General features: G+C 60.6%; 20 protein-coding genes. 15 read left to right on the forward strand and 5 right to left on the reverse strand.

Annotation, left to right across the window (positions count from 1 at the left end; all coding sequences use genetic code 11):
- The first annotated feature begins 70 nt into the window (after positions 1 to 70).
- Both AAE484_RS07555 and AAE484_RS07560 read left to right on the forward strand, forming a co-directional pair.
- Complete coding sequence (locus tag AAE484_RS07555; RefSeq protein WP_341937753.1) at positions 71 to 721, forward strand: OmpA family protein; 651 nt, start codon at positions 71 to 73, stop codon at positions 719 to 721.
- Positions 722 to 825: 104 nt separating this feature from the next.
- Positions 826 to 1713 (forward strand): class I SAM-dependent methyltransferase, encoded by an 888-nt coding sequence (locus AAE484_RS07560; protein ID WP_341937754.1) that lies wholly within the window; start codon positions 826 to 828, stop codon positions 1711 to 1713.
- A gap of 25 nt (positions 1714 to 1738) precedes the next feature.
- On the opposite strand, the gene nadC is transcribed toward AAE484_RS07560, so the two are convergent.
- Both nadC and AAE484_RS07570 read right to left on the reverse strand, forming a co-directional pair.
- The gene (gene nadC, locus AAE484_RS07565) at positions 1739 to 2602 is read right to left on the reverse strand and encodes a carboxylating nicotinate-nucleotide diphosphorylase (protein WP_341937755.1); all 864 of its coding nucleotides are present in this window, start codon (positions 2600 to 2602) and stop codon (positions 1739 to 1741) included.
- Between the two features lie 3 nt (positions 2603 to 2605).
- Entirely contained in the window at positions 2606 to 3127 is a 522-nt protein-coding gene (locus tag AAE484_RS07570) for a retropepsin-like aspartic protease family protein (RefSeq protein ID WP_341937756.1), read from the reverse strand.
- A gap of 228 nt (positions 3128 to 3355) precedes the next feature.
- Between AAE484_RS07570 and AAE484_RS07575 the strand changes: the two genes are divergently transcribed.
- The 11 genes from AAE484_RS07575 to AAE484_RS07625 all read left to right on the forward strand — a co-directional run bounded on the left by AAE484_RS07575 (position 3356) and on the right by AAE484_RS07625 (position 14963).
- Positions 3356 to 5791: a DUF1631 domain-containing protein gene (locus AAE484_RS07575; protein ID WP_341937757.1), complete on the forward strand. Its 2436-nt coding sequence runs from the start codon at positions 3356 to 3358 to the stop codon at positions 5789 to 5791.
- Between the two features lie 59 nt (positions 5792 to 5850).
- The gene (ampD, locus tag AAE484_RS07580) at positions 5851 to 6414 is read left to right on the forward strand and encodes a 1,6-anhydro-N-acetylmuramyl-L-alanine amidase AmpD (RefSeq protein WP_341937758.1); all 564 of its coding nucleotides are present in this window, start codon (positions 5851 to 5853) and stop codon (positions 6412 to 6414) included.
- Positions 6411 to 7253, forward strand: a complete 843-nt coding sequence (gene ampE, locus AAE484_RS07585) for a regulatory signaling modulator protein AmpE (protein WP_341937759.1) — start codon at positions 6411 to 6413, stop codon at positions 7251 to 7253. Before ampD ends, ampE begins: the two co-directional genes overlap by 4 nt.
- Before the next feature lie 69 nt (positions 7254 to 7322).
- The gene (locus AAE484_RS07590; RefSeq protein ID WP_341937760.1) at positions 7323 to 7808 is read left to right on the forward strand and encodes a YajQ family cyclic di-GMP-binding protein; all 486 of its coding nucleotides are present in this window, start codon (positions 7323 to 7325) and stop codon (positions 7806 to 7808) included.
- Between the two features lie 54 nt (positions 7809 to 7862).
- Positions 7863 to 9221: an AmpG family muropeptide MFS transporter gene (locus AAE484_RS07595; RefSeq protein WP_341937761.1), complete on the forward strand. Its 1359-nt coding sequence runs from the start codon at positions 7863 to 7865 to the stop codon at positions 9219 to 9221.
- 131 nt (positions 9222 to 9352) lie between these two features.
- Positions 9353 to 10387 carry a DUF481 domain-containing protein gene (locus AAE484_RS07600; protein WP_341937762.1) on the forward strand — a complete coding sequence of 345 codons (1035 nt, stop codon included), beginning with the start codon at positions 9353 to 9355 and terminating at the stop codon, positions 10385 to 10387.
- A gap of 61 nt (positions 10388 to 10448) precedes the next feature.
- Entirely contained in the window at positions 10449 to 10892 is a 444-nt protein-coding gene (locus tag AAE484_RS07605; protein WP_341937763.1) for an FxsA family protein, read from the forward strand.
- Between the two features lie 237 nt (positions 10893 to 11129).
- Complete coding sequence (groES, locus tag AAE484_RS07610) at positions 11130 to 11420, forward strand: co-chaperone GroES (RefSeq protein ID WP_341937764.1); 291 nt, start codon at positions 11130 to 11132, stop codon at positions 11418 to 11420.
- A 64-nt stretch (positions 11421 to 11484) separates the two neighbouring features.
- On the forward strand, positions 11485 to 13131 hold the full coding sequence (gene groL / locus AAE484_RS07615) for a chaperonin GroEL (RefSeq protein WP_341937765.1): 1647 nt from the start codon (positions 11485 to 11487) through the stop codon (positions 13129 to 13131).
- Positions 13132 to 13382: 251 nt separating this feature from the next.
- Positions 13383 to 13970 carry a superoxide dismutase gene (locus AAE484_RS07620; protein ID WP_341937766.1) on the forward strand — a complete coding sequence of 196 codons (588 nt, stop codon included), beginning with the start codon at positions 13383 to 13385 and terminating at the stop codon, positions 13968 to 13970.
- Between the two features lie 195 nt (positions 13971 to 14165).
- Entirely contained in the window at positions 14166 to 14963 is a 798-nt protein-coding gene (locus tag AAE484_RS07625; RefSeq protein ID WP_341937767.1) for a hypothetical protein, read from the forward strand.
- Between the two features lie 23 nt (positions 14964 to 14986).
- Here AAE484_RS07625 and AAE484_RS07630 read toward each other — a convergent pair whose 3' ends face one another.
- Positions 14987 to 15226 carry a Lar family restriction alleviation protein gene (locus AAE484_RS07630; protein ID WP_341937768.1) on the reverse strand — a complete coding sequence of 80 codons (240 nt, stop codon included), beginning with the start codon at positions 15224 to 15226 and terminating at the stop codon, positions 14987 to 14989.
- A 309-nt stretch (positions 15227 to 15535) separates the two neighbouring features.
- Between AAE484_RS07630 and AAE484_RS07635 the strand changes: the two genes are divergently transcribed.
- A complete protein-coding gene (locus AAE484_RS07635) occupies positions 15536 to 17056 on the forward strand; it encodes a fumarate hydratase (RefSeq protein ID WP_341937769.1) in 1521 nt (506 codons plus the stop codon).
- Positions 17057 to 17699: 643 nt separating this feature from the next.
- Positions 17700 to 18485, forward strand: a complete 786-nt coding sequence (locus tag AAE484_RS07640; RefSeq protein WP_341937770.1) for a PhzF family phenazine biosynthesis protein — start codon at positions 17700 to 17702, stop codon at positions 18483 to 18485.
- 37 nt (positions 18486 to 18522) lie between these two features.
- Here the strand turns inward: AAE484_RS07640 and AAE484_RS07645 are convergent, their stop codons facing one another.
- Both AAE484_RS07645 and argF read right to left on the reverse strand, forming a co-directional pair.
- Complete coding sequence (locus AAE484_RS07645; RefSeq protein WP_341937771.1) at positions 18523 to 19638, reverse strand: ABC transporter ATP-binding protein; 1116 nt, start codon at positions 19636 to 19638, stop codon at positions 18523 to 18525.
- A 3-nt stretch (positions 19639 to 19641) separates the two neighbouring features.
- Positions 19642 to 20562, reverse strand: coding sequence for an ornithine carbamoyltransferase (gene argF / locus AAE484_RS07650; protein ID WP_341937772.1), 921 nt, complete (start codon positions 20560 to 20562; stop codon positions 19642 to 19644).
- Positions 20563 to 20600 lie beyond the last annotated feature (38 nt).

Raw genomic sequence — 20600 nt, forward strand, 5'->3', positions numbered from 1 at the left:
CGCCACGCCTTTTGATGACCATTGAGTCTGATCGAATTGATCGCAATCATTTTACGTAAGAGGAAAGGTAATGAAATATTGGCTGGCATTGTGTGCAGTGTTCACCCTGGTGGCTTGTACCACCACAGATCCTTACAGTGGGGAAGAAAAAACCAGTAATACCGCCAAAGGCGCGGGCATTGGCGCCGTGGCCGGCGCGGTCATCGGCGCGGCCTCGGCCAGCAAAAGCGACCGCAAGAAAGGTGCGATTACCGGTGCTCTGGCCGGTGGTGCCATTGGTGGCGGCGTCGGTGCCTACATGGATCGCCAGGAAGCCAAGCTGCGCGACGAGCTCCAGGGCTCGGGCGTCCAGGTGCGGCGCGAGGGCGACCGGCTCTACCTGATCATGCCGGGCAACATCACCTTTGCCACCGGCCGTTATGAAATCAAGTCCCAGTTCTACAACGTGCTTGATTCGGTCTCCAAAGTGCTCAAGGAGTTCGATCAGACTGCCATCAAGGTGAGCGGTCATACCGACTCCACCGGTAGCGATCAGCTGAACCAGACGCTGAGCGAGCAGCGCGCCGAGAGTGTGCGTCAGTACCTGATTCGCCAGGACGTGGCCTCCGGCCGCATTCAGGCCATTGGCTATGGTCCGCGCTATCCGGTGGCGAGCAACAGCACCGCGGAAGGGCGTGAGCAGAACCGCCGCGTCGAGCTCGAGCTGCTTCCGATGGAATAAAGCCTTACCGCTACAAGCCGGGCGCACAGGGAGGTGTGCCCCGCGTTCCTGCCAGAATAATCTCGCTGTTCAACTGTCCAATCTCCCCCGAAAGTCATCCAATCATGCCCGAAGCCACTTCGACTGACCTGTTGGTGCTGTGCAACCGCCCGGATTTTCGTTCAGAGGCGGCCGAAGCCGCGCGCATTCTGGCTGCCCCTCTCCTGCTGAACATCCGACCGGCTGAACTGGAGCAGGCCCCCTTTGCGTTGGTCTACGATGAGGCGGGTGTGTCCCTTTGCCACACCGGCCGCAAGGTGCCGGGGCCGGTGCGGGTGGATTTCCTGGCGGGGGCGCTGGATTACCGGCGGCGATTCGGGGGCGGCAAGGGCCAGATGATCGCCAAGGCGGTGGGAGTCAAAGCGGGCGTCTATCCCGCCGTACTCGATGTCACGGCCGGCCTGGGCCGGGACGGTTTCGTTCTGGCCTGCCTGGGATGTCCCGTGCACTGGCTGGAGCGTTCCCCATTGGTGTATCGGCTCCTGGAGGACGGTCTGGCGCGCGCGCGCCGTCACGCCGCCGAAGGGGCGGATTCCGAACTGGAAGCGATTCTGGCGCGTTTGAGCTTGAGTGAGGGGGATGGCCGCGAGTACCTGGCGCGGCTGGAAGGGTTGGAGGAGCCTCAGCGGTTGGGTGAAGAACCTCAGCGCCTGGACGAAGAGCCTCGACGACCCGATGTGGTCTATCTGGACCCGATGTTTCCCGAGCGCCACAAGTCCGCCGATGTGAAAAAGGAGATGCAGGCTTTTCACCGCCTGGTGGGGCGGGATGAGGACGCCGGTGAGCTCCTGGCGCTGGCGCGCTCAGTGGCCCGCTATCGGGTCGTGGTCAAGCGGCCCCGCAAGGCGCCGGATTTGGCCGGTGTCGCTCCCAGTCACCGGATTGAGGGCAAGAGCAGTCGGTTTGATGTTTACGCCCGGCAGAAGCTGCCCGAGCGGCTGAATGCCGATTGAGGCGTTCTCCGGGGGCCGCCCTCTCTCAATTGATGATTGACAGACGCATGGACAGATCCAGAGCCCGGCAGTGTTTGGTGAGCGCGCCGATGGAGATATAGTCCACCCCCGTCTGGGCCAGTGCCACCAGCGTCTCCTCGGTCACATTGCCCGAGGCTTCGAGCTTGGCCCGCCCGCCGGTCCGCTCGACCGCACGGCGCAGGTCGGTCTCGGAAAAATTGTCCAGCATCACAATGTCGGCACCAGCCGCCAGTGCCAGGTCCAGTTGTTCCAGCGTCTCCACCTCCACCTCCACCGGACGGTCCGGCGCGATGGAGCGGGCCGTTTCCACGGCCTTGGGGATACCGCCACAGGCGGCAATGTGGTTTTCCTTGATCAGAAAGGCGTCATACAGACCCATCCGGTGATTGCCGCCGCCCCCACAGAGCACGGCGTATTTCTGCGCGCGGCGCAGACCGGGTAGGGTTTTGCGGGTATCCAGCAGCGTGACTCCGGTATCGGCCACCCGCCGGGCGTAGTCAGCGCTCACCGTGGCGGTGCCCGACAGGGTCTGCACGAAATTCAGGGCGGTGCGCTCTCCGGTCAGCAGGCTGCGGGCGTTGCCCGAGAGATCGAACAAGCGGTCGTTTTCCTGGAGCTGATCGCCGTCCTCCACATGCCAGTGAATGCGCACTTCCGGGTCGAGCTGGTGAAACACCTCCTCCACCCAGAACTTACCGCAGAATCGGCCCGGCTCGCGGGTGATCACCCGGGCCTCGGCCTGCTGATAAGGGGGGATTAATTGCGCGGTGATGTCACCGGAGCCGACATCTTCGCTCAGGGCGGCGCGCACGCCGGTGCGGATATCGTCGTTGAGCGCCTCTCGCTCGGTGTCGGGCCATTCGATCATGGGTTACTCGATATATCGTAGGGTAAGCTGGTCGCCTTGCTGGCTGAATTCTACCTGTCCCAGAGCGCTCATGCCCAGCAGAACCTTGTCACCACCCATGGAGGGGTTGATGCTGGCCGACACATTGCGCAGCTCAATGCTCCCCAGTTGCAGGCGGTCCAGGCGGGTGGCGCGTACCTGTATCCGCCCGTTGGCGGTCTGGGCCTGTTGTCTGGCGCCGGCTTCCAGTCCGGCCCGGTCGGCCAGATCCTGGCTGACGACCACGTCCGTGGCGCCGGTGTCGAGCAGGAATACCGCCTCTTCGTTGTTGATGTGACCGGAGGCGACATAGTGGCCCGAGCGGTTGCGGCGCAATACCACTTCACTCACCCCCTGACTCGAGTAGCTCTCGGGGTTCATGTTGGGATTGTCTTTGCGCTCCTCCCAGAGCCCGAAGACCCAGGTCAGCAGCGCCAGGCCAATGACCCAGGCGGCGATCAACATGCCCCGCCCGGCGCGTTCGCCCGGTTGCGAGCTCTCCGTCATAAAGTATTCACCTGTGTTTATGCCTCCGATGCCAGATTTTCACACTTTTTCAGCCAATATTTTCTAAGAAAAAGAAGCCTTTAGCCCGAATTGTGATGCACCTCTCGATATTATCATTTGCCTCTGGGATGTGTCGCGGTCTCCGTTATACTGGACTTTAGAAACTGTAAATATAGCCGACACCCAAAGCATCATTCGTCATCTCCAAGTCACACAGGTACACCTCCGATGACCGAGCCCGTGCAACCTCAGCGTGAAAACGTGATCCCGCTCAACCCCGGGCGGCGCCCGGCGCAGGGTGTGTCTCTGACGCGTCTGCCTGCGCCCATGCACTCCCTGCGCGATAAAACACGCCAGGAGCTGCAGGCCTTGCTGCGCGAGCTGTTCGACAAGGCTGATGATGCGTTGTTTGAGCTGGCCGACCAGGCCGCCAGCAATCAGGAGCAGAATCTCTATTTTGACTCCATGCGGGAAGTCCGTCTGCGCCGGCGCGCCATAGAGAGCGATTTCTTTGAGAACCTGGATGGTGGTTTTGCCCGCCTGCTGGATACCCGCGCGTCCGATCCCGGCCGTGACTCCGAAGAGGAGTCTTTCTCGCTGGATGATCTGAGCCTGGTGCAGAACGATGAGCTGGAAGAGCTGGTCGCCACTGAGGGGATGGTCAACAAGGCCAATGAGCAGTTTGCCGAGCCGATGCAGCACCTGACGTTGCGCATGGACCAACTGGTGCCGGTCAAGGTATACCAGAAGAATAACCCCGTCGGGGCCGATGCCATCTGCGGTGGCTTCACCGAAGCGACCCAGACGGTGAAGATCGATGTCAAAGCCAAGCTGGTTCTGTTCAAGCTGTTCGACAAGGTGGTCATGAGCCGTCTGGGCAAACTGTATGAGACCCTGAACCAGCTGCTGGTCGATGCCAATATTCTGCCGTCACTCAAGGCCGGCTCTGTGCGGCCCCAGCGCGGCGAGGCGCAGAAGCACAGCAGCACCCAGGCCAGTTCCGAGCGCACCCAGCGCGAAGATGAAACCAATCAGGTGCTGCACACTCTGCGGGATCTGCTGAATCAGCGCGGCCCGTCGGATAGCGGAATGGGTGGAGCGCCGGGAAGCGGATCGGACAGTCGCGCCGACGGAGGCCGGGGTACCAGCGCCGGAGATGAGGCCCAGGGAGTCGAGCTCGACAGCCGGGACCTGGTGCAGCTGTTGTCGCGCGCCCAGCACAGTGACTGGTCCAGTCGCGAGAGCACTTCGCCGGTAGACGTCCAGCAACTGCTGCGCGGGCTGCTCTCCGAGTCCAATCGTGGCAACCTCAATCAGGTCGATGACGATGTCATCAATCTGGTCAGCATGATGTTCGAGTTCATTCTCGACGACCGCAACCTGGCCGATCCCATGAAGGCTCTGCTGGGGCGCCTGCAGATTCCCCTGGTGAAAGTGGCCATTGCCGACAAGACTTTTTTCAGCAAAGGCGGACACCCCGCCCGTCGTCTGCTCAATGAGCTGGCCATGTCGGCGCTGGGCTGGCAGGACACCGGAGAGGAGAACCGGCGCAAAGATACGCTCTACCAGAAAATCGAGCAGATTGTGCAGCGTATTCTCTCGGATTTCGAGAGTGATGTGGGCATCTTCGACCAGATGCTGCTTGAGTTCCGCTCCTACCAGGAAAAAGAGCGCCGCCGGGCGAAAATTCTGGAGCAGCGGACTCTGGATGCAGAGGATGGCAAGGCCAAGTCCGAGCGCGCCCGGGCCGAGGTGGATCGTGCCCTGGCCCGGCTGACCGAGGGGCGGGATCTGGCCCCGGCGGCCGATCAATTACTGCGCGAGGCCTGGTCAAAGGTGCTGTTCATCATCTGCCTGAAGCAGGGTGCGGACAGCGACGACTGGCATCGGGCGATTGGTACTGCTGAGCGGCTGGTCTGGAGTGCAACGGCGCCCATGGATCGCGACAACCGCCAGAAGCTGCTCAAACTGGTGCCGGAGCTGTTGCCGCGCCTGCGCTCCGGCCTGGAGTCCATCGCCTACAATCCCTACGACATGACCCAGCTGTTCAAGCAACTGGAGCGGCTGCACCTGTCGCGGCTGCGCGGGCAGAGCGCTACGGAAGCGAAAACAGCCCCACCGGCCAGCACCGATGCCTCTGCCTCTGAGAAGCCCGAGGCGATTTCCGCCGCCCCCGAGGCGCCCGTATCGGAAGCGCCGGAGTCGACTTCCTCCGAGAACGCCGGGCAGCGGGCAGAGGCACCCGCGCCGTCTGCGCCCGAAGCGAATGCGGCGGCTGATGCACAGGATCAGAGCACGGCAGAGAGCACGCCAGAGAGTGCGGTGGAGAACAAGGTGGAGAGCGAGGCGGAGTCCACCGCCGAAGAGCCCCTGTCCGCCTCCGATCCCCATGTGGCGCTGGTGTCCAATCTGACCCAGGGCAGCTGGTTTGAAATGCAGGACAGTGCCGGGCAGATGTACCGTTGCCGCCTGGCCGCCATGATCAAGCCCACGGGCAAATACATCTTCGTCAATCGCTCGGGCATGAAAGTGGCTGAGGAAACGCGCGACGGGCTGGCCCGGGCCCTCAAGTCCGGTCGGCTGCGCATTCTGGACGATGGCATGTTGTTCGATCGGGCGCTGGAAGCGGTCATCGGCAATCTGCGCAGTGCCCGGGCCCGGTAAGCGACAAACGGGCCCGGCCTCTGTATCATCCCCTCCATTATTGTGTCGGAGGGGAGTCTGTGACCCAACCCATATGCGATGGCTGGCTGGCCTCGGCCCGTCAATGCCCATCTCCCAATCATAATGAGCGGCCCGAAGACGTCCGGATCAGCCTGCTGGTGATTCACAACATCAGTCTGCCGCCGGAGCAGTACGGCACCGGTTATATCGAATCCTTCTTCTGCAACCAGCTTCCGGCCCAGGATCACCCCTATTTCGAGACGATTGCCGGTCTGCGGGTGTCGGCGCACCTGCTGATTGACCGCGAGGGGGAGCTGGTCCAGTTTGTCGCTCTGGACCGGCGCGCCTGGCACGCCGGTGCCTCCGAATTCCAGGGACGGTCCGAGTGCAATGACTTCAGCATCGGCATCGAGCTGGAGGGCTCCGATCATATCCCCTATACCCCGGCTCAATATGAGCGTTTAGCGGCGGTCACAGGTCTGTTATTATCTCGCTATCCGGAATTGACACCGGGGCGGATTGTCGGACACTCGGACATCGCCCCCGGTCGCAAAACCGACCCGGGCCCCGCCTTTGACTGGGCCCACTATCGATCACTGCTGGGAGTGGACCGCCCCCTATGACGTTTCTCAGTTTGTTGCTGGTACTGGCTCTGATTCAATGGTGGGGCTCAGGCGCTCCGCTACAGCGCGATGGCTGGTTTTTCTCCTATGCCGACTGGCTGGATAGCCGGCCGGCGTTGACCTGGCCCGCCGGCCGCCTGTTGCTGGCCGTGCTCGTGCCGGTGCTGGCGTTGTGGCTTGTGACCTGGTGGGTGGCGACGTCTCTGACCCCCATCTGGGTGTTTCTGATAGCCGTGCCGGTGCTGCTTTACAGCCTTGGCCGGGGCGACTTTACCGAGCAGGTACGCAACTACATTGAAGCCAGCTACCGCAAGGACTCGGTGAGCGCCGCCCTTCACCTGGCGCAGCTGCAGGGCAAGGAGGTCGAAGACCGCGATCCCGAGGACTGGCCCACGCTTCATCGTCAGGCCCTCAGAGCCATTGCCTACCGCGGGTTTGAGCGGATGTTTGCCGTCATTTTCTGGTTTTTCATTCTTGGGCCCGCCGGTGCGCTGCTCTATCGTTTGAGCCTTCTGTACCGGCAGCGCGAGCCCTCCGCACTGGTTGACCGCTGGGTCTGGTTGCTGGAATGGCCGGTGGTGCGTCTGATGGGCCTGACCTGGGCCATGGCCGGGAACTTCGATACCTGCTTTTTCCGCTGTCAGCGAGACTCGCTGGATGTGGAGAAACGCACGTCGGCGGTGCTGTACGATCACGCTCTGGGGGCCCTGGGGTTGCCGGATGAAGTCTGCGGCGAGGAGTCGGTGACGCTCGACAGCATCAGCGCCAGTCAGCCGCTGTTTTCCCGCTCACTGCTGATCTGGGTGTGCTTCCTGGCGCTGGTGACGTTGCTGGCCTGATCGTTCTCCAGACTTTTCATCTGATTCTATGCCTGTCCGCAGGCGACAACTGTGACAGAGGTTTCTGCTATGCCGTCTTTTGACGTGGTGTCTGAAGTAGATAAGCACACTTTGACCAATGCGGTTGACCAGGCCAATCGCCTGATCGGCAACCGCTATGACTTCAAGGGCGTCGATGCCAGTTTCGAACGCAAGGATTTCGTGGTCACCATGACCGCCGAAGTGGATTTTCAGCTCCAGCAGATGCTGGATATTCTGCAGAGCGCGCTGGTCAAGAATGACATCGACATCGCCTGCCTGGAGGTCAAGGAACCCACCACCGCGGGCAAACAGGTCAAGCAGGATATCGTGGTCCGCACCGGGCTCGAAACCGACATGTGCAAGAAGATGGTGAAAATCATCAAGGAGTCCAAGCTCAAGGTTCAGGCCCAGATTCAGGGCGATCAACTGCGGGTGACCGGGAAAAAGCGCGACGATCTGCAGCAGGCGATGGCCTTGTTACGTAGCGCCGAGGGCATCGATATGCCCCTGCAATTCAACAACTTCCGGGACTGATCCCCGTGTCCAATACTCTTTTCCCGATCGGCTCGAGCGGGCCTCGTGTGCTTTATGTCTGAACCCGGAACGCCCGAACAGCGGCTTACCTGGCGCGAATCCCTGAGCGTCTATGCCAACCCCAGGGTGGCTTCCATGCTGTTTCTGGGTTTTTCGGCCGGCCTGCCTTTCCTCCTGGTATTCAGTACCCTCTCAGCCTGGTTGACCGAGGCGGGAGTCAGTCGGGCCAGTATCGGCTTTTTCAGCTGGATCGGGATCACTTACTCCATCAAAGTGTTCTGGTCGCCGCTGGTGGACCGGTTGACGCTGCCTGTGCTTGGACGTTGGCTGGGTCATCGCCGCAGCTGGATTCTGCTGGCCCAATGCATGATCGCCGGTGGTCTGATCGGCATGGCGATGACGGATCCGGCCACCGAACTGGAAAAGCTGGCACTGTTTGCGCTTCTGGTAGCGTTCGGCTCGGCCACTCAGGATGTCTCCGTGGATGCCTGGCGCATCGAAGCGGTGGATGTGGAGCGTCAGGCGGCCATGTCCGCAACCTATGTCTTCGGTTATCGCATAGCGTTGCTGGTCGCCGGTGCCGGCGCCCTGAATCTGGCAAGCTTCCAGAGTTGGCCTACGGTGTACCTGACCATGGCCTGCCTGGTCGGTGTGGGAGTGGTGACCGTACTGCTCTCGCCCGAACCGGCGGTGAAGAGGCGCTCTGATGCGGTCTTCCTCGAACAGAGGGCCCAGGATTTTCTCGAGCGCAGCGGCCACTGGCCGGAGTGGGCACGCCACGCGGTGGCCTGGTTGATCGGGGCGGTTGTCTGCCCCTTTGCCGATTTTTTCTATCGCTACGGACGCCAATCTCTGCTTCTGCTGCTGATCGTGGGGTGCTACCGGATCAGCGACATCAGTATGGGCAGTATGGCCAACCCCTTTTATCTGGACCTGGGGTTCACCACCAGCCAGATTGGCAACGTGTCCGGCCTCTGGGGGTTTGCCATGACGATCTTGGGGGGCATCGGTGGCGGGCTTCTTGTCCCCCGTTACGGATTGCGTCCGGTTCTCCTCGCTGGCGCGACTCTGGTGGCGGCCACAAACTTGCTGTTCGCGTTGATGGCGACAGTCGGCCCCGAGCTCTGGATGCTGGTGATCACTATCAGTGCCGACAATCTGTGTGGTGGCATGGCCATGGCCGTGCTGATTGCCTGGCTCTCGAGCCTGACCAACACCGCCTACACTGCCACGCAATACGCCCTGTTCAGCTCGTTGATGACGCTGCCGGGTAAGGTGATTGGCGGTTTCGGTGGGTTGGTGGTGGAGTCGGCCGGGTACGGCTGGTTCTTTATATACGTAGCGATCCTGGGCGTTCCCGCGATTGTTCTGGTGGCATGGTTGATGCTTCAGAATCGGCTCCGGTCGCTATAAATCGCGCGCTTGATTGTGGTAAGGTGCGCCCCAACTACTGCCTGTCCCGGACCGGATGCCCCAAATACCCCAACCGGGATTCGCGCCGTTACGTGAAGGCCCAGTCCTTCCAGAGAACACTACTCGTACCTATGCTGCCGCTTCGATATGGTCTCCCCCTGCTTCTGACGCTTCTGGCACTGCCAGTGGGGGCGGAAGTGGTTCAATTGAAAAACGGGGATCGCATCGCCGGGGAGTTCATTCGCGCCAGTGAAGATCACGTCAGGTGGGAATCTGACAAGCTCGGCACCCTCACCATTGAGAAAACCGAGATACTGGATCTTCGCACCTCCGTCCCCCTGAAAATCAACGGGGTGGGCGAACCCTGTCTGGTCGAGGGGATGGATGAGGAGCATCTGGTCTACTCCTGCGGTGACGATCCCGAGCCGCGGCGGGTGCCGCTGGTCTCTCTGGCCATGATCATTCCCTATGCGGAGCTGCTGCAAGGCGACAGTGCCACCTGGACCGGCCAGATCAACTTGTCGGGCACCTACGCGCGGGGTAACGAAGTCCGGGACGACTGGAAATTTCGGACACACACCGAATATCGAATGGTGGACTGGCGGCATGTGGGCACGCTCGAATACGCCAGTTATTCCAGAAGCAAGTCCGAGCCCGACATGCAGTGGGGTGGACGCTACTCGCTCGACTGGTTTTTTCGCGAGCGCTGGTTCCTGAGCAGCGATTTCCGGTACGGGAAGGACGAGACCCGGGCGAGGGACCGGTACTACAACTTCGGTGCCGGTACCGGCTACCAGTTCTGGGAAAACCCGCTCACCGCGCTGGCGCTCACCGGTGGGGTGGTGTATGTGGCCGACAAATACGAGGTGCCGGCGGACCCGGGCCCCGACTTTTTGCGCGAGGAAAGTCGTATCGCCTGGCGGATGGGGACCGATTTCCGCTTCAAACTGCCGCTGGGCGTGTCCATGTTCCATCGCAACGAGTTTGTCCGCTCTTTTGAAGAGGACAGCGACTGGCAACTGACTACCACTACCGGCTTCAGTACCCTGATCGTGGGGCAACTCCAGTCCGAGATCAAACTCGATTACCAAGTGGACAACGACCCCCAGCAGGATACCGAGCGCGAGGATGTGCGCCTGGTGGTCGGTCTGAGCTTCGAATGGTAAGCTATCAGTAATATGTAATGGCCGGGATGACGCTCCAGGCCGCACCAACCGGACTCTTGTTATGCGTGTTCTGCTTCTGTTGTTTATCGTGATCCCCCTGGTGGAAATCTGGCTGATGATTGAAATCGGCCGGGAAATCGGCGCCCCCAGCACCATTGGCCTGATTTTACTGACAGCTGTGATCGGTGTGCTGTTGATCCGCCTGCAGGGCCTGACGACGCTGATCCGGGCGCAGAGTCGCATGGCGTCGGGCGAGCTGCCCGCCATGGAAATGGCCGAAGGCCTCGTGCTGGCACTCTGTGGGGTCTGTCTCCTGATTCCCGGGTTCGCGACAGACCTGATCGGCTTCATCGGTCTGATTCCGCCGGTACGGCGCTACCTGCTGGCCCCCTGGCTTCGGGGCATGCAGATCCGGCGGGGGCCCGGCCCGGGCGGTCCAACGGGTCCGTCATCCGGCCGGACGCTGGAGGGCGACTACCGCCGGGAGGATGATCCCGAGCGCTAGCGCTTCCCGCTCTTCCAGCCACCACCCCGAGACGGGTCCGTCTCGGGGTAAACCGCAAAAAAAATCGCCTCCCCCCGTTGAAATCCCCTCCGACAATCCCAATTAACCAGACACATGAGTTTTGTGCCCGGCTGGTATTGCCATTCGGGCCCCGGTGGCCTCGGCCGCCGATCGATTTCACTCCGGGGCCACCCGGTTCATTTCAGTGTTTAACACGTAAGTTGGAGATACAAGTCCATGAAAATTCGTCCTTTACACGATCGCGTAGTGATTCGCCGCAAGGAAGAAGAAGAGAAAACCGCCGGAGGCATCGTGCTGCCCGGTTCTGCCAAAGAGAAGCCCAACCAGGGTGAAGTGATCGCCGTGGGCAATGGCCGCGTTCTGGATAATGGCGAAACTCGCCCGATTGACGTGAAAGTGGGTGACGTTGTGGTCTTCGGCAAGTATGCCGGTAGCGACACCATCGAGATCGACGGTGAAGAGCTGGTGATCCTGAGCGAGAGCGATATCAAGGCGGTGCTGGCGTAAATTGCCCGGCACACGCAGGTTTCAACTGTAAATTCTGAACACGAAATATTGGAAGGAAAGTACCATGGCTAAAGAAATCAAATTTGGCGATAGCGCTCGTCAGCGCATGCTCAAAGGCGTCAACGTACTGGCAGACGCCGTCAAGGCAACCTTGGGCCCCCGCGGTCGCAACGTGGTGATCGAAAAGTCCTTTGGCGCCCCCACCGTCACCAAAGACGGTGTGTCCGTAGCCAAGGAAATCACCCTGAAAGACAAGTTTGAAAACATGGGCGCCCAGATGGTGAAAGAAGTCGCCTCGCGCGCTTCTGACGATGCCGGCGACGGCACCACCACCGCGACCGTGCTGGCCCAGTCCATCGTGACTGAAGGCCTGAAGTCCGTCGCCGCCGGCATGAGCCCCATGGAGCTCAAGCGTGGCATCGACAAGGCCGTGATCGCGGCGGTGGAAGAAATCCGCAAGCTGTCCACTCCCTGTGAAGACAGCAAGGCCATCTCCCAGGTCGGCACCATTTCCGCCAACTCCGATTCCGACGTGGGCGAGCTGATCGCCAGCGCCATGGAGAAGGTCGGCAAAGAAGGTGTGATCACCGTGGAAGAAGGCTCCAGCCTGGAAAACGAGCTGGATGTGGTTGAAGGCATGCAGTTTGACCGCGGCTACCTGTCTCCCTACTTCATCACCAACCAGGACAACATGAGCGTCGAGCAGGACGACCCCTTCATCTTGTTGGTCGACAAGAAAATCTCCAACATCCGCGAGCTGCTGCCCACCCTGGAAGCCGTGGCCAAGTCCAACAAGCCGTTGGTGATTGTGGCCGAGGACGTTGAAGGCGAAGCCCTGGCGACTCTGGTGGTCAACAACATGCGCGGTATTGTGAAAGTGGCCGCCTGTAAAGCACCGGGCTTTGGCGACCGTCGCAAGGCCATGCTGCAGGATATCGCTATCCTGACTGGTGGTACCGTGATCTCTGAAGAAGTCGGTCTGGATCTGGAAAACGTGACTCTGGAACACCTGGGCCGCGCCAAGCGCGTCACCATGTCCAAAGAGAATACCGTGATTGTCGATGGCGCTGGCAACAACGCCGACATCGAAGCGCGTGTGGGCCAGATTCGCACCCAGATGGAAGACACCAGCTCCGATTACGATCGTGAAAAACTGCAAGAGCGCGTGGCCAAGCTGGCCGGCGGTGTTGCCGTGATCAAGGTCGGTGCCGGCTCCGAAATGGAAATGAAAGAGAAGAAGGCTCGAGTGGAAGACGCTTTGCACGCCACCCGCGCCGCCGTTGAGGAAGGTGTAGTGGCCGGTGGCGGTGTTGCCCTCGTACGTGTTGTGGCCGCCATTGCCAGCCTCAAGGGCAGTAACGAAGAGCAGGACGCCGGCATCTCGATTGCCCGTCGTGCCATGGAAGCCCCGCTGCGTCAGATCGTGTACAACTCTGGCGGTGAGCCTTCAGTTGTGGCCGAACGTGTTCGCAATGGCGAAGGCAGCTTCGGTTACAACGCCGCGACAGGCGAATTTGGCGACATGCTTGAGATGGGTATTCTGGATCCGGCCAAGGTCACCCGCACGGCCCTGCAGGCCGCCGGTTCCGTGGCCGGTCTGATGATCACCACCGAAGCGATGATCGCCGATGAGCCGGAAGATGACAAAGCCGGTGGCGCCCCGGATATGGGCGGCATGGGTGGCATGGGCGGTATGGGCGGCATGATGTAAGTCGCGCTACAGCCTGAGAGGGCGGGCCGGTCGGCCCGCCCTTTTGTCATTAAGGTGCTATACTCTTTGCTCTTAATGTTCTTTCCAAAACTCCTACAGTCAGAGGGCATAGCGCCCGCAACTGACGCAGTGCACAGCTTTCACGGGCCGAAGAACCGACCCGAGACGCAATATGTGCCTTTATTGGTGGCACTTCAGTGGGTTCGACACTCTGCCACCGCCATTTTAAACCGTGTTCAGGAGAACTGATTATGGCTTTCGAATTACCCCAACTGCCTTACGCAAAAGACGCGCTAGAGCCGCACATTTCCCAGGAAACCCTGGAATATCACTACGGCAAGCACCACCAGACCTATGTTGACAAGCTGAATGCGGCCATCGAAGGCAAGCCCGAAGCGGACAAGAGCCTGGAAGAGATCATCAAGACCGCACCCAAAGGCCCTCTGTTCAACAACTCGGCCCAGGTCTGGAACCACACCTTCTACTGGCACTGCCTGAGCCCTAACGGTGGTGGCGAAGCCACGGGTCCCGTGGCCGACGCCATCAACAAGGCTTTTGGCTCGTTTGAAAAGTTCAAAGAGGACTTTTCCGCGCAGGCCGCCGCCAACTTCGGTTCTGGCTGGACCTGGTTGGTCAAGAAGTCCGACGGCTCAGTCGCCATTGTCAACACCAGCAATGCTGAAACGACACTGACCGACGAGAGCGTGACGACCTTGCTGACCGTGGATGTGTGGGAACACGCCTACTACATCGACTATCGCAACGCCCGTCCCAAGTATCTGGAAGCTTTCTGGAAACTGGTCAACTGGGACTTCGTCAACGAGAACTTCGGCAAGTAAGAAGGCCTCGTCCGACCGAAAACCCCCGCAGGGAAGCAGTTCCTGCGGGGGTTTTTTGTTGGAATTGACCTTGCAGGTCGCGAGGGCACCGGATCCTCCGGTGATGAATTGCCCGACATTGGACCTGCTCCCTTCTTTTTCAGACTCAGACCTGCTATAAACGCAGCCACGAAATGTAGTGATTCAGGTGTTTCTATGGACCGCAAAGAACCGACCCTGTCGGGCACCATCAAGCCCGAAAAAGACGAAGTCGCCGCACGCCAACCGCGCAGTAACACGCCGGGCCCCAAAGGTCCGCGTCGGTCGGAGCCTCCAACCACGCCCCCTTCCGGGCGCCCGCCCAGTGACAGTGGTGGCTCCGGAGGCCAGGGGCTGGCCATCGCCGCCCTGATTCTGGCGCTGGCTGGCCTCGGCGGTAGCGGCTTTCTGGCCTGGAAGTGGATCGGGGCGGAAGAAAACCTGGTGCAGGCCAATAACCGGATTAAGGGGCTGGAGCAACGTCTGGACATCACCTCGGATCAGTCGAGTGAGTACGTTGATGAAATTCAGGACAAGCTCGAGTGGGCGGACTCGGAAATCCGCAAGCTCTGGGGCGTTTCTTACGATACCAACCGCAAGAATATTGCCCAGAACAAAGAGCGCGTCGAATCGCTCCAGCAGAGTGTGAGCCAGGTCAAGCAGACGGCGGAGACGGCCGGTGAAGGGGTCGACAGCCTGCAGTCGTCCTTATCGGATATCGACTCCAGAGTGGGTGAGCTCGACGCCGCGATGAAGGAAGTACAGGAGCAGACCGGCTCGCTGGCCGAGCATCAACAACGGCTGCAGAACCTGGTGGAAGATGTCGACCAGCTCGAGCGGCAGGTGTCCGAGCTCGACGGCCTGGCCGGGCGTGTCGGTACCAATGAAGAGGCGATAGAAGCCATTGACTCTTACCGCCGCAGTATCAATCGCGAATTACTGGAAATAAAAGACCGGCTCTCCTCGAGCCCCTGATTCCTCGTCCGCCCCGGTCTCGGCTAGCCCGCAAAGTGCTGGATCCGCTGGGCGGGCTGGGGCGAGCGCTCACTCGGGACTCCGCCCGAGCGTGACTGCGCGCGCGAGGTTTGATTCCACCGTTCGATGGCCTCCTCTAGACTCTCCCAGTGCGGCCCCATGGATTTGCAGTGCTCACAGACCACACAGTAGGTCAGTCCGCTGTGCGTCAAGTGCAGATGATGGCTGCGACAGAAAGGACAGGGTTCAATGGCAGTGGCCATGGGCATGACGCTCCAGTGCGTGAGTCGGGCGAAGGGTTTGGCGATTGACTGATGTTCGGGGGAGGGGAGGGCGCCTGCGCCGAATGGGGGATTCAGCGTCCTGAGATTTCCTGCCTGTTGAGTGCCTGAGCGGCACTGCGATCTCAAGCATGATTCACAAACTCCAAGTGATCATACCCCGAGTTTAGCTCACCGCCGACCAAAAGCAACCGGTTTCGCGCTTTGCCTGCGCGGTTTTTTCGCGCTAGAGCAAACAACCCTCGCTTCGTGTAAAATTTCCGGCACCTGACGAGCTGTAGAGAGAGCCCTATGACCACCGTGATTCGCCAGAACGATCTGATTGATAGCGTCGCCGACGCCCTGCAATTTATTTCCTACTATCATCCCGTGGATTTCATCCAGGCCGTGCACCAGGCCTACGAGCGCGAAGCCAACCCGGCCGCCAGGGATGCCATGGCGCAGATTCTGATCAATTCCCGGATGTGCGCCACGGGGCACCGCCCCATCTGTCAGGACACCGGTATTGTGACGGTCTTTGTCACGGTGGGCATGGAGGTGCAATGGGACGCGGAAATGGGCCTGACCGAGATGGTCAACGAAGGCGTCCGCCGAGCTTACAATCATCCGGACAATGTGCTCCGTGCCTCCATTCTGGATGACCCGGACGGGGCCCGAAAAAATACCGGCGACAACACTCCCGCTGTGATTCATTACGATATTGTTCCCGGAAACACCGTGGATGTGCACGTGGCGGCCAAAGGTGGCGGCAGCGAGGCCAAAACCAAATTTGCCATGCTCAACCCGTCCGATTCAGTGGTGGAGTGGGTGCTGGACATGGTGCCCAAAATGGGCGCCGGCTGGTGTCCGCCGGGCATGCTCGGCATTGGCATCGGCGGCACGGCCGAGAAGGCCATGCAGATTGCCAAGGAGTCACTGCTCGACCCGGTGGACATTCAGGATCTGCAGGCCCGTGGGGCGCAGAATCGCAGCGAGGAGCTGCGCCTGGAGCTGTACGACAAGGTCAATCGGCTCGGTATCGGAGCCCAGGGCCTGGGTGGTCTGACGACTGTGCTGGATGTGAAGGTCAAGGATTTTCCCACTCACGCCGCCAACAAGGCTGTGGCTATTATTCCGAACTGCGCCGCCACCCGTCATGCCCACTTTACGCTGACCGGCGAAGGCCCGGCGCTGCAGACGCCGCCCAATCTGGATGACTGGCCGGAAATCGCCTGGGACATGGGCGACAGCGTGCGCCGGGTGAATCTGGATACGGTAACCCGCGAAGACGTCAATGCCTGGCAACCGGGCGATACGCTCCTGCTCTCGGGCAAAATGCTCACCGGCCGCGACGCCGCCCACAAGAAGATGGTGGATCTGATCGCGGCAGGCGAGGAATTGCCGGTGGATTTGACCGGCCGGTTCATTTATTACGTGGGGCCGGTCGATCCGGTGCGCGATGAAGTGGTGGGGCCGGCCGGTCCCACGACCGCCACTCGCATGGACAAGTTTACCCGCACGATGCTGGAGAAGACCGGTCTGCTGGGTATGATCGGCAAGGCCGAGCGCGGCCCCGCGGCGATCGAGGCGATCCGGGATAATCAGTCGGTGTATCTGATGGCGGTGGGCGGTGCGGCCTATCTGGTTTCCCAGGCGATCAAGTCTTCCAAGGTGCTGGGTTTCCCGGAGTTGGGGATGGAGGCCATTTACGAGTTTGAGGTTCAGGATATGCCGGTCACTGTCGCGGTCGACAGTCAGGGCGAGTCCGTCCACCAGACCGGCCCGAAGATCTGGAAAGCCAAGATCGAGGAAGAAAAAATCAAGGTTGTGTAATCCATTTTTTGTGGTTAAGCGACTTCGGACGGAGTGCTGCGGCTGGGTATACTGGTGTGAGACACGCCGTGAATACATCCCTGTAGGCTCGACCACCCGCCGTCCAGGCGGGTGACGGTCTCACACCAGTATACCCAGCCTCCGCGGTGCCAGCGTATCGTTTCGGGAACTAGCACCTTGGTTTACGGCGGATGCGTCTTAGACTTATCCGCCCTACGGAACCTGCCGTGGTATTCGTAGGGCGGATCGACCCTCTGCACTCCGTAGAACCCACCGAGCGAGCCCGTAGGTCTGGTCGGTCCGACGTTTCGGAGCGACAGCGCACCTGACAAATAGGGGGGCAGTCACCAAAATATTTCTGGAGAGATTGTATCTACAGCGCTCGTAGGACCGATCTGGGGTAGGGTCTTCCCGGACCGTCACCGACAGGACTGGCAATTGCTCCTGCATTGCCAGCATACACGCCATCCATGGCGATAATGTTGGTGGAGAGGCCCCAGGGATGGGTTCACGCCGTGTCCGGGAAGACCCTACCCCTGAGCGGGCCGGTCGTAAATCAACTGCTAGAGCCGAAAAATTCTTTAGCTATCGGCCAACGTGACCCTTAACATTGTGCTCGCAGTGAACACCAAAGGACTACCCGATGATTCTTGAACAATACCAGATCGACGCCTTCGCCTCACGGCCCTTCGAAGGCAACCCCGCCGCGGTCGTCCCCCTGACCGAGTGGCTGGACGAGGCCCTCATGCAGTCTATTGCAGCCGAAAACAACCTCGCCGAGACCGCCTTTTTTGTTCCCGAGGGCGACGGTTTTCAACTGCGCTGGTTTACCCCCGTGCGCGAGGTCGATCTGTGTGGGCACGCCACGCTGGCCTCGGCTCATGTGCTGTTTGAGCATCGGGGGTATGAACACGCGGTGATCCGCTTTGGTACCCGCAGTGGCGATCTGTATGTCGAACGGCGGGGTCAACAGTTGGCCATGGATTTTCCGGCCGTGGCAACGGAGCGCTGCGAAGTGCCTGAGCCGTTGCTGAAAGGACTGGGCGTCGCACCCGTCACTGTGGAAGCGGGAATGGATTATCTGGTGGTGCTGGAAAACGAAGCACAGGTGCGGGAGTTGCAGCCGGATCTGACGGAGCTGGGCAAGCTGGATCGCCGGGGAGTGATGGTTACCGCCCGTGGGAATCACAAGGATTTTGTCAGCCGCTTTTTCTGTCCCAAAGGCGGTATTCCTGAGGATCCGGTCACCGGCTCAGCTCACTGCGCGCTGGCCCCTTACTGGGGTAAGCAGCTTGATAAAAGCAAGCTCAACGCCCGGCAGCTTTCCAGACGCGGGGGCGATGTCGACTGCGAGCTCAAGGGTGAGCGGGTGACGCTCTTGGGACAGGCCGTGACCACGATCATCGGTGAGTTCTATTTACCCGCCTAGCTATGCGCGGTTGCTTTCCCAACTCGGTTCCTAGGGATTACAGCGCGTTGCTGGAGCTCTCGGAGCTGGCCGCTTCCAGGGCAAAGTTGGCGCTGCCGACTGTCTGCTCCTCGCGCCGGAATACGATCAGGTGATCGGCTTCGATGCGGATGCCCACCTGGTCACCGATGGCGTAGTCGTGGTGGCTGGGAAAGGCCGATTGCACGCGGCTGCCCGTGGGCAGTTGCAGGGTGTAGAGCGTGGCGGTGCCGGCAAAAATCTTGGCCACCACTTCGGCTTTTTTATCGCTGCTGTCATCGTGGATGACGTCATCCGGGCGCAGTAAAAATTCCACCGGGGTGTTTTCCACCCACTCGTAGCAGCGGTTGCCGACAATATCACCCAGCTCGGTGCGCACCGTGTGTCTGTCCACCAGGTAACCTGCGAGAAACACGCCCTGGCCAATGAAATTGGCCACAAAGCGGGTGGCCGGTTCGTGGTAGAGGTTGAACGGGGTGTCCCACTGTTGCAGTTGACCCTGGTACAGAACGCCGATACGGTCGGCCATGGCAAAGGCTTCGGACTGGTCGTGGGTTACCATGATGGCGGTAATGCCCCGCTCCTTGAGAATGGCGCGCACTTCCAATGCCAGGGCCCGGCGCAATTCCACGTCCAGGCTCGAGAAGGGCTCGTCCATCAACAGCAGTTCCGGTTCGGGGGCCAGCGCTCGGGCCAGGGCGACGCGCTGCTGCTGACCGCCGGACAGTTCATGGGGGTAGCGGTGGCCCAGGTCTTCGAGCTTCACCAGCTGGAGCAGTTCTTCACACACCCGCTCTTTTTCCCGGCGGCTGTAACCCTTGAGGCCGAAGGTCAGATTGTCGCGCACGTTCAGGTGCGGGAAGAGCGCGTAGTCCTGAAACACCATGCCCACACGCCGTTGCTCGGGCGGCAGGGCGTGACGGGCCGAGGCAATGGTGTGGCCCCGCAGTTGAATCTCCCCCGCTTCGGGATTGATGAAACCGGCGATGGTTCGCAGCACCGTGGTTTTGCCGCAGCCACTGGGGCCGAGCAGGCAGCAGATGTCCCCCTCGTTCAGGGCAAAGGACAAGTCCTCGATCACCCGCTCGCCCTCGTAGCCGCAGCTGATGGTATCGACGGTCAGCAGAGCATTCATAAATCAGGCCGGGTTGTTGAACAGGAATTCAACCAGCGCTTTCTGGGCGTGCAGGCGGTTCTCCGCCTCTTCCCAGACGACCGATTCGGGCGAGTCGAGCAGCTCGGCGCTGATTTCCTTGCCGCGATAGGCGGGCAGGCAGTGCATGAACAGCGCCTTGTCGTGGGCGTGCTCCATCAGCTTGCGGTCGACCTGATAGCCGGCAAATGCCTGCTCGCGCGCTTTCTTTTCGTCTTCCTGGCCCATGGAGGCCCAGGTATCGGTGACCACCAGGTCAGCGCCGTCCACCGCCTCTTCCGGGGTGCGGAAGAGGCTGACGCGATCGCGCGCTCCCTCGAGCAGATCCTGCCGGGGCTCAAAGCCCTCGGGGCAGGCGATGCGAAGCTCAAAGTCCCATTGTTGTGCGGCATTGATATAGGACTGACACATGTTGTTGCCATCACCCACCCAGGCCACGGTCTTGCCGGCGATCGACCCGCGGTGCTCGAGAAAGGTCTGCATGTCGGCCAGCAACTGACAGGGGTGAAAATCGTCGGTCAGGGCATTGATCACCGGCACTTTGGAGTATTCGGCAAAGCGTTCAATGTTGGAGTGCTCAAAGGTGCGGATCATGACCGCATCGACCATGCGCGACAGCACCCGCGCCGAGTCCTCAATGGGTTCTCCGCGGCCGAGCTGGGTATCGCGCGGAGACAGAAACAGCGCGTGGCCGCCCATCTGGGCCATGCCCGCTTCAAACGACACGCGGGTCCGGGTGGAGGATTTTTCGAAAATCATCCCCAGTACCTTGTTTTTGAACAATTCTTCAGACTGACCTTTGGCCTGAATGGCTTTCAGTTCAATGGCGCGTTCGAGCACGGTGTTCAGCTCGGCCGGGGTCAGGTCCATCAGGGTCAGAAAATGTCTAGGTTTTTGCTCAGCCATAATGGCAACTCGTTGTCGGTTGGGGCCGGCTCCGGGCC

The organism is Marinimicrobium sp. C2-29 (assembly GCF_038419845.1).
GTDB lineage: Bacteria > Pseudomonadota > Gammaproteobacteria > Pseudomonadales > Cellvibrionaceae > Marinimicrobium.